Origin of the sequence: Mesorhizobium sp. M5C.F.Ca.IN.020.32.2.1, from assembly GCF_004023105.1 — a bacterium.
GTDB lineage: Bacteria > Pseudomonadota > Alphaproteobacteria > Rhizobiales > Rhizobiaceae > Mesorhizobium > Mesorhizobium wenxiniae.
The window spans coordinates 1-9,103 of sequence record NZ_RZSX01000165.1 but is presented as its reverse complement, the minus strand read 5'-3'; the positions used below and the strand labels follow the sequence as shown (position 1 = coordinate 9,103).

Annotated in this window: 7 protein-coding genes; 4 read left to right on the top strand and 3 right to left on the bottom strand. The window is 63.0% G+C overall.

The features are described 5' to 3' along the window. The first annotated feature begins 8 nt into the window (after positions 1–8). Together EOA86_RS11010 and EOA86_RS11005 are read left to right on the top strand one after the other, a co-directional pair. Positions 9–461 carry a DoxX family protein gene (locus EOA86_RS11010; protein ID WP_128341648.1) on the top strand — a complete coding sequence of 151 codons (453 nt, stop codon included), beginning with the start codon at positions 9–11 and terminating at the stop codon, positions 459–461. Between the two features lie 118 nt (positions 462–579). After that, positions 580–1,554, top strand: a complete 975-nt coding sequence (locus tag EOA86_RS11005) for a complex I NDUFA9 subunit family protein (protein ID WP_128341646.1) — start codon at positions 580–582, stop codon at positions 1,552–1,554. A gap of 15 nt (positions 1,555–1,569) precedes the next feature. Here EOA86_RS11005 and EOA86_RS11000 read toward each other — a convergent pair whose 3' ends face one another. Further along, positions 1,570–2,940 (bottom strand): cytochrome P450, encoded by a 1,371-nt coding sequence (locus EOA86_RS11000; RefSeq protein WP_128341644.1) that lies wholly within the window; start codon positions 2,938–2,940, stop codon positions 1,570–1,572. Positions 2,941–3,262: 322 nt separating this feature from the next. Between EOA86_RS11000 and gyrB the strand changes: the two genes are divergently transcribed. Next, complete coding sequence (gyrB, locus tag EOA86_RS10995) at positions 3,263–5,734, top strand: DNA topoisomerase (ATP-hydrolyzing) subunit B (RefSeq protein WP_029347620.1); 2,472 nt, start codon at positions 3,263–3,265, stop codon at positions 5,732–5,734. Positions 5,735–5,984: 250 nt separating this feature from the next. Beyond that, a complete protein-coding gene (locus tag EOA86_RS10990; RefSeq protein WP_127209980.1) occupies positions 5,985–6,902 on the top strand; it encodes a hypothetical protein in 918 nt (305 codons plus the stop codon). Between the two features lie 105 nt (positions 6,903–7,007). Here the strand turns inward: EOA86_RS10990 and EOA86_RS10985 are convergent, their stop codons facing one another. Together EOA86_RS10985 and EOA86_RS10980 are read right to left on the bottom strand one after the other, a co-directional pair. Further along, positions 7,008–8,513, bottom strand: coding sequence for a hypothetical protein (locus tag EOA86_RS10985; protein ID WP_128341642.1), 1,506 nt, complete (start codon positions 8,511–8,513; stop codon positions 7,008–7,010). Positions 8,514–8,682: 169 nt separating this feature from the next. Next, positions 8,683–9,103: NAD(P)(+) transhydrogenase (Re/Si-specific) subunit beta (locus EOA86_RS10980; protein WP_164891677.1), on the bottom strand; the 421-nt coding region annotated here is incomplete at its 5' end.

The following is a 9,103-nucleotide window of genomic DNA, read 5'->3' as shown; positions in this document are numbered from 1 at the left end:
GAGCCCCAATGTCCGCAAGCACCGACAATTCCAGAAGAAGCCTTTTCGTCCCAGCCCTTGGCAGCCTTTATGCGGCGCTGCACACCACCTCTGAAACCATCCTGCGTGCCGTTGCCGGCATCTTCCTCACCATTCATGGTTCGCAGAAGATCACCGATCCGTTTGGCGCCGCCGAGATGGTCGAAGGCCTCGGCTTCTATCCGGGCGCATTTTGGTCCCTGCTCTTGGCATGCACCGAGTTCTTCGGAGGCATTTTCATCGCCATAGGTCTCTTGACCCGACCGGCCGCCTTCGCCGGAATGTTCGTGCTTCTGGTCACCGTCTGGTTCCATTGGGTCACTATGGGCGAGGGCTTTTCGGGCGCCGAAAAATCGCTGCTGTGGGCGGCGATCCTGTTCTTCTTCATCATTCGCGGCGGCAACCGCCAATCGGTCGACGCACGCATCGGCAGGGCGTTCTGACGCGGTCGAAACAAGGTCTCCGGCGACTTATCGTCGCCCTTTGCCTTTGGCGCGAAACGGACTAAGAAACGGCTTCAGTCAAGCACCAGTAAATCTGGAAACTGCGCCGGAGCCAGCAATGACCGAAATCCTGCAGACCCCAAAGCTCGTCGTCGTGTTCGGCGGTTCCGGCTTTGTCGGCCGTCACGTCGTGCGGGCGCTGGCCAGGCGCGGCTACCGCATAAGGGTCGCCTGCCGCCGGCCCGATCTCGCCGGCCATCTGCAGCCGCTCGGCAATGTCGGCCAGATCCAGCCGGTGCAGGCCAATGTTCGCGTGCGCTGGTCGGTCGACCGCGCCGTGCAAGACGCCGATCATGTCGTCAATCTGGTGGCCATCCTGCATGAGAGCGGCCGGCAGAAATTCACCTCCGTCCACGAATTCGGCGCACGCGCCGTCGCCGAAGCGGCGCGCGCCGTCGGCGCTGGCCTCACCCATATCTCGGCTCTGGGCGCCGATCTGAACGCGCAATCGGACTACGCGCGCACCAAAGCGCTCGGCGAAAAAGCGGTCCTGGAAACGATCAGCGATGCCGTCATCTTGCGGCCGTCGATCAATTTCGGGCCGGAGGACAGCTTCTTCAACCGGTTCGCCAATATGGCGCGCTATTCGCCGGTCCTGCCGCTGATCGGCGGTGGGCAGACCAAATTCCAGCCGGTCTATGTCGGCGATGTCGCCGAAGCGGTGGCGCGCTCGGTCGACGGCAAAGTCCAGGGCGGCCGGATCTATGAGCTTGGCGGGCCGCAGGTGCTCACCTTCAAACAATGCATGCAGGAAATGCTTGCCATGATCGACCGCAAGCGACTTCTGGTGTCGGTGCCTTGGTGGGTGGCGAACATGCAGGCATCGATTCTCGGGCTTTTGCCCAATCCACTGCTGACTAAGGATCAGGTCCTGCAATTGCGCGAGCACAACGTCGTGTCGGAAGCGGCCACCAGGGAAAACAGGACGCTCGCCGGTCTCGATATCCAGCCACAGTCGATCGGCAGCATCCTGCCCAGTTATCTCTGGCGTTACCGGGCCGCGGGCCAGTTCCAGCGCAAGACGGCGGCCTAGCCAATCAGGCGATCACTAACGGCGCCGCGTGACCTGCATCGGCAGGCCGCCCTGCGGTTGCGTCGTCAGTTTCTGCACCGGCCACGGCTTAGTCTCGGCGGTGGTGTCGAAGCGGAAACGCGACAGCATGATCGCCAGAGCGATGATCGCCTCCTGCATGGCAAAGCTGGCGCCGATGCAGACGCGAGGACCGGCGCCGAACGGTAAATACTGGAAGCGGTCGATCTTCTCGCGATTTCCCGGATGGAAGCGTTCGGGCATGAACGCGTCGGGCCGCTCCCACAGCTTGCGATGGCGATGAACAACCCACGGCATGACCAGCACCGCGGCGCGCCTCGGTATATAGAGGCCGTTCCAGATTTCGGGTTCGATCGGCTCGCGGTTGATCGACGGCGCCGGCGGATAGAGCCTGAGCGCCTCGTCGAAGGCGGCGCGGGTGAACGGCATGGCGTCGAGCCACTTTGTCGGATCGGACTCGCGCGCCAGCACCGCGTCGATCTCGCGCTCGATCTTTTCGCGCTCCCAAGGCGCTTCGGCCAAGCAATAGAGCGTCCATCCAAGTGCACGCGCCGTAGTCTCATGGCCGGCACCGATGAAGGTGATGATGTTGTCCTCGACCTCGGCGCGCGTCAGCCCGTCCGGTCCCTCCGCCTTGAGCAGGAGCGTGAGAAAATCCTGCGGCACCTTGTCCGGATCGCGCTTGACCCGCTCTTCGCGCATCTTGACGGTGTCGGTGACGATCTTGCGGAAATAGGCCATGGTCTTGCGGCCGCGGATGCGGGTCAGGCGCGGCAGCCAATCGGGCGCCCGCAACAGATCGAGCGGATCAACGCGGCCCATGGTCTCGAACAGCCGGTCGATCTCCTTGGCGACGCTGCCCGGACAACCTGATATGTCACCGGAAAACAGCGTCTCGGCCAGGATGTCAAAGGTAAGCAGCGTCATGTCATGGGCGATGTCCGACGTGCCGCCGCCCTCGTAGCGCGTGACGAACTCCCGTGTGCGCCTCAGCATCGGCTCGGCAAAACCGAAGATGTGCCGCGGCGTGAACACCGGCGCCATCGCCTTGCGCGAGCGCCTCCATACCTCGCCCTCAGCGGTCAGCAGGCCGTCGCGCAGGATCGGCCGCAGGATCATCTGACGCACCGTCGCCATCTTGTAGTTTTTCGCATTGTCGACCAGCACGTGGCGAATGAGGCCGGGGTCATTGGCGATGACCAGTGGCCCGCCGATGCCGGTCACCGAAATCCAGGGTTCGTTGTAGGTCGGCTCGCCCCACAGTTCGAGCGGATTGCGATAGACGATGCGGATCATCTCCAGCGTCGAAGGCGGCGAGGTACGCGGCTTCGGTGCCGGCGGGACGAATGGGGCGGGCTGACTGTCCATGGCGTGCTCCGCTGGTCACCTCAATGTAGTGGCTGGCAAGGCAAGCGTCCATGCCGCCGGCCTCTCCGGAATGTAACCGGGGACTGGAAAGTACCTGATTGCCGGAACAGGGCGGCCTGCTCTTGTTGCCGCCGCTCTGTTCCAAAACCGATCCACTTTTTGGGTCCGATGCCATGGCCGGCCGAGCGTGTTCTTCTTCCATTCGGAAATGCTTGCAAACCTTGGAAAAACCGCCTTTTGCACTTATATCTAGGACATCAAAGACGCGCGATTCGGAGCCGATTTCTGCGCTGGATGTGCGGCATCAATCAGACAGGTTTTCATGAGCGATCAGATCGACAACGCCAACGGCGCTGAGGCCGAGTACGGCGCCGATTCCATCAAGGTTTTGAAGGGGTTGGATGCCGTCCGCAAGCGGCCTGGCATGTATATCGGCGATACCGACGACGGGTCGGGCCTGCATCACATGGTGTACGAGGTCGTCGACAACGCCATCGATGAAGCGCTGGCCGGCCATGCCGACCTTGTCACGGTAACGCTCAACCCCGATGGTTCGGTGACGGTGATCGACAATGGCCGCGGCATTCCGACCGATATCCACACCGGCGAAGGCATATCGGCGGCCGAAGTGATCATGACGCAGCTGCATGCCGGCGGCAAGTTCGACCAGAACTCCTATAAGGTGTCGGGCGGTCTGCACGGCGTCGGCGTCTCGGTAGTCAACGCGCTGTCGGGCTGGCTGAAGCTGAAGATCCGCCGCAACGGCCAGATCTACGAGATGAGCTTCACGCACGGCAATGCCGACGCGCCGCTGAGGGTCACCGGCACCTACGAACAGCGCAAGGTTGCCGGCACTTATGAGGGGCGCAGCGGCAGCGAGATCACCTTTTTCCCGTCAGCCGAGACGTTCACCATGGTCGAGTTCGACTTCGGCACGCTGGAGCACCGGCTGCGCGAACTCGCCTTCCTGAATTCTGGCGTTCGCATCGTTCTGACCGATGCCCGCCATGCCGACGTCGTGCGCCATGAGCTGCACTATGATGGCGGGCTGGAGGAGTTCGTCAAATATCTCGACCGCGTCAAGAAACCGCTGATCGACAAGCCGATTGCGATCAAAGCCGAGCGTGACGGCATCACCGTCGAGGTCGCCATGTGGTGGAACGACAGCTACCACGAGAACGTGCTGGCCTTCACCAACAACATTCCGCAACGCGACGGCGGCACGCATCTTGCCGGCTTTCGCGGCGCGCTGACGCGCCAGATAACCGGCTACGGCGAATCCTCGGGCCTCACCAAGAAGGAGAAGGTGGCGCTGATCGGCGACGATTGCCGCGAAGGGCTGACGGCCGTGCTGTCGGTCAAGGTTCCCGACCCAAAATTCTCCTCGCAGACCAAGGACAAGCTGGTCTCGTCCGAAGTCCGTCCGGTGGTGGAAGGGCTCGTCAACGAAGCTCTCGGCACCTGGCTCGAAGAGCACCCGACCGAGGGCAAGGTGGTCATCGAGAAGGTCATCCAGGCGGCAGCGGCGCGCGAAGCCGCGCGCAAGGCGCGCGACATCACCCGCAAGAGCTCGCTCGGCGTCACCTCGCTGCCCGGCAAGCTGGCCGACTGCCAGGAACGCGACCCGGCGAAGTCCGAAATCTTCATCGTCGAGGGCGACAGCGCCGGCGGCTCGGCCAAGGGCGGCCGTTCGCGTCAGAACCAGGCCATTCTTCCCCTGCGCGGCAAGATTCTCAATGTCGAGCGGGCTCGCTTCGACCGCATGCTAGGCTCCGACATGATCGGTACGCTGATCACGGCGCTCGGCACTTCGATCGGCAAGGACGAGTTCAACGCCGACAAATTGCGCTATCACAAGATCATCCTGATGACCGACGCCGACGTCGACGGCGCCCACATCCGCACCTTGCTGCTGACCTTCTTCTTCCGGCAGATGCCCGAGCTGATCGAGCGCGGCCATCTCTATATCGCCCAGCCGCCGCTCTACAAGGTGACGCGTGGCAAGAGCTCGCAATACCTCAAGGACGAAAGCGCCTTCGAGGAATTTCTGATCGGCTCGGGGCTGGAGGAGGCGTCGCTTGCGCTCAGCACCGGCGAGGTGCGGGCCGGACAGGACCTGCGCAGCGCCATCGACGATGCGCTGGCGGTGCGCCAGCTCATTAACGGGCTGCACACTCGCTACAACAGAGGCGTGGTCGAGCAGGCCGCGATTGCCGGCGCGCTCAACCCGGACGTTTTCGCCGATCTCGGCCGGGCCAACGCCATGGCCGATCGCGTCGCCCGGCGTCTCGACATCATCGCCGAGGACACCGAACGCGGCTGGACGGGCCGCATGTCGACCTCAAACGAAGGGGTCGGCGGCTATGTGTTCGAGCGCACGGTGCGCAGCGTCAAGGAGTTCGCGCATCTCGATCTCGCGCTGATCAATTCGGCCGACGCCCGCCAGCTCGACCGCTATGCGCCTCGCCTCGCAGAAGTCTATGGCGAGCCGCCGGTGCTGCGCCGCAAGGATGTGTCGGAAACCATCTCGGGACCGCTGGCGCTGCTCAACGCCGTGTTTGCCACCGGCCGCAAAGGCCTGACCATGCAGCGCTACAAGGGCCTCGGCGAAATGAACGCCGAGCAGCTCTGGGAGACCACGCTCGACCCGAATGTGCGCTCGCTTTTGCAGGTCAAGGTCAATGACGCGACGGACGCCGACTCGCTGTTTTCGCGGCTGATGGGCGACGAGGTCGAGCCCAGGCGTGAGTTCATCCAGGAAAACGCCCTGTCCGTCGCCAATCTGGATATTTAAAGCCCAGGCCGGACGCTCAATCTCAAGCGCTTGAGACATCGTTGGTAGACCTAGGCCTGCCAAAGATGTCTGCTGCATCGCAACAAAGGTTCACTGAGGGCCGGCCGGAACGGAAAGGCTTCCAAGGCATTGTGATTGATCACAATCGCCGCAGGAGGCACTCATGGGACGTGGCATTTTGCTCTGGCTTCTCGGAGTCCCGATTCCGATCATTATTCTCATCATGCTTTTCGCACGGTAGGGGGCTGACATGCAGTCAACCCTAACGGCTGTCGACGTTTCCGCACCGACGGAATCCTCTTCCACCGCTGTCAGCTGGGGGCCGATCGTGGCCGGCGCCTTTGCTGCCTCGGGGCTAACACTGATCCTGATGTTGCTCGGCTCCGGGCTCGGGCTGACCATGGTTTCGCCGTGGTCCGGCTTAAGCACATCGGTCACAACTTTCGCGGCCTCCACCGCCGCGTGGCTGATCATCGTGCAGTGGCTGTCGTCGGCTGCCGGCGGTTATCTTGCCGGGCGCCTGCGCACCAAATGGGTCGGCGTCCACACCGATGAAGTCTTTTTCCGCGATACCGCCCACGGCTTCCTCGCCTGGGCGCTTGCAACGTTGCTCGTCGCCGGCGTGCTCGGCTCGGCGCTTTCCGCAGCTGTCGGAACCGGCGTCCAGGCCGCTTCGACAGTCGCGTCGGGCGCGGCAATGGGCGCTTCGGCAGGTGCCACTGCAAACGCCGGAGGCGCCGCGACCGACAACGCAACGTCGTACTTCGTCGATGCATTGTTCCGCCCTGCCGATGCGGCCAGGCTTGCTGCCGCCAGCCCGGAGAGCGATGCGGCGGCGACGGCGCAGGCTTCGCGCATTTTGATCGCGAGCGCAGCAGCAGGAGAAGTGTCTGCCGACGACAAGACCTATCTGTCGCAGCTGGTGGCTGCCCGAGCCGGGCTGTCGGAACCGGATGCCAGGGCTCGTGTCGATGCCGTGCTTGCCAGGGTCGAAGAGGCGAAGGTTCAGGCTCAGCAGGCTGCCGATACCGCCAGGAAAGCCGGTGCCACCTTCGCGCTGCTTGGCGCACTGTCGCTGGTTGTCGGCGCTTTCATCGCAAGCGCCGCGGCAGCCCTTGGCGGCAGGCAGCGCGACGACGAGGAGGCGGTCTTCCTGACCAACCGCTGATCGGTGCTTGACGGTTTCTTCTATGCAGGGACACTGCCCCTGCATAGACATGCTGTTTCGATGGGGTGATTGCCAGCGCCGGTTCACCGAAACGAGCGCCGGCTCTTACTTTCCGGCAAAAACCGTGGACACCCCCTGGCTTGGCTCCAGTTTGCGGCCGAGATCGACGGCGTCGCGCAGCACCTCGATATGCGAGCGCGGCGGCGTTCCGGCCGCTGCGGCGACCTGGACGCCGGTCGCCTTCAGCGACCAATAGAGCCTGTGGGTGAAGATGCGGCCAAGCGAACTGCGCAGCTCGACCTGAATGTTCTCCACGCCGGGGCCGAAATTTTCCGCCATCGGCCCGGAGATCGGGTCGCCCGTCAGCCAGCCATTGCCCCTGTCGAAGATGTTGGTCCAGCGCGTCGCGGCAAATACAGTGCCATGATGCACCGCCCGCTGCGGCCTGCCCGAACGGCTGCGCCCTTCCTGATAGAGGACGGTTCCACCGGCCGCCGTATCGGCGATTGGCGGACACGCCGAGAACAGCCGCTCAGCGATGCCGCGCCTGAATTCGGCGAGATTGTAGGTCACCAGAAATTCGCTGTGGGTCAGCGGGCTGCCGAGCGTGACGAAATCGCTGATCTTCCACGGCAATGGATGAACGTCGTCCCTGGCGCGGAGTTGGCGATAGAGTTCCCATTGATCTCGCCGGAATCCGGAGAGGTCATCCAAGCTGTCGGGCCACGCAGAACCATCGGCGTTGAGCGTAGCGCTGTCGACGGCGCGGATCGCTTTCAGTCTCGCCTTGTCGCGGACCGCTTCCAGCTTTCGCGGCCTGAAATCAGCCCACAATATCTGCAGCAGATCATAGGCGATCATTGATCCCAGGCTGTGTGAGACCAGCACGATGCGGTCGTAGGTATCGTCCATCATGAGACGCCTCAGCAGCGTCAGGCCACGGTCGCGGACAAGCGCGCGCTTCTCCACCGTTGCCGCTTCAGCACGGACATAGGCGGCCACATCACCGAAATAAGGAAGACCGAACCGGTCCACCGACCAGACGACGAACGAGGCCAGGATCGTGACGAGCATGCCCGTGGTCCAGGAAATATACCCTTGCAAGGCCGAGGTCGCGAGCACGAGCGCCGCGCCCAAGACTGTTATGACGGCCAGAAGCGTAACGACATAGAGTCCGCGGGCGTCGCGCGGAATGTCGGCGGGCTTGCGCCAGAGCAGATTTGTCACCCAGGCCGCAAGCCGGCCCCGCGTCGTGCCTTGCGTGATGTCGGCCCAGTAAAGCTCGTAGAAATCAGTGCGGCGGCCATCGACATCGTAAGGGGTGGTGATCCGGCGAAGCTCGTGCGAGTTCGTGCGGCTGTCAGGCGTGATCCAGCTCTGGTTGATCTTCGAGCCGGCGGGACCGCCCGAATCGGCGACACGGGCGTAAAACGGCACGCGAGCAGGGTCGTGACTCCAAACAGCCTGAACAAATTCCCTCAGCGTGCCCATGGGTCGCTGTTCGCCCATGCCATGCACGATCACCACGGCCTGGCTGAGCTTGCGCGGCGCCTTTCCGGAGGCCGGCGGGCTGGTCTTGGTCGGCGACGCAACAGGATGAAGGTCGGACACCAGTGCCTCCGTTTGGTGACAAAGCCCGGAACAGAATTTGTTCATCGTAGCGCTGAAACCGGCATGGTAGCAAAGACGCTGCAGGCCAGATGTTCAAGTCAAGAAAAACCCGGCGCGGAGCCGGGCTTTTTTCCGAGCAATTAGCGGTGCACTGGACCGCGAATCCGGATCAATGATCCATGGCCTTGACGATCTCCTCGGTCATCTTCTTGGCATCGCCGAGCAGCATCATGGTGCCGTCCTTGTAGAACAGCGTGTTGTCGATGCCGGCATAGCCGGAGCCGAGCGAGCGCTTGACGAACAGGCAGGTGCGGGCCTTGTCGACGTCGAGGATCGGCATGCCGAATATAGGGGAGCTCTTGTCATCCCGCGCGGACGGGTTGGTGACGTCATTGGCGCCGATGACATAGGCGACATCGGCCTGCGCGAATTCAGAGTTGATATCCTCGAGTTCGAACACTTCGTCGTACGGCACATTGGCTTCGGCAAGGAGGACGTTCATGTGGCCGGGCATGCGGCCGGCGACCGGATGAATGGCGTACTTCACGTCGACACCATTGGCCTTGAGCTTGTCGGCCATCTCGCGCAGC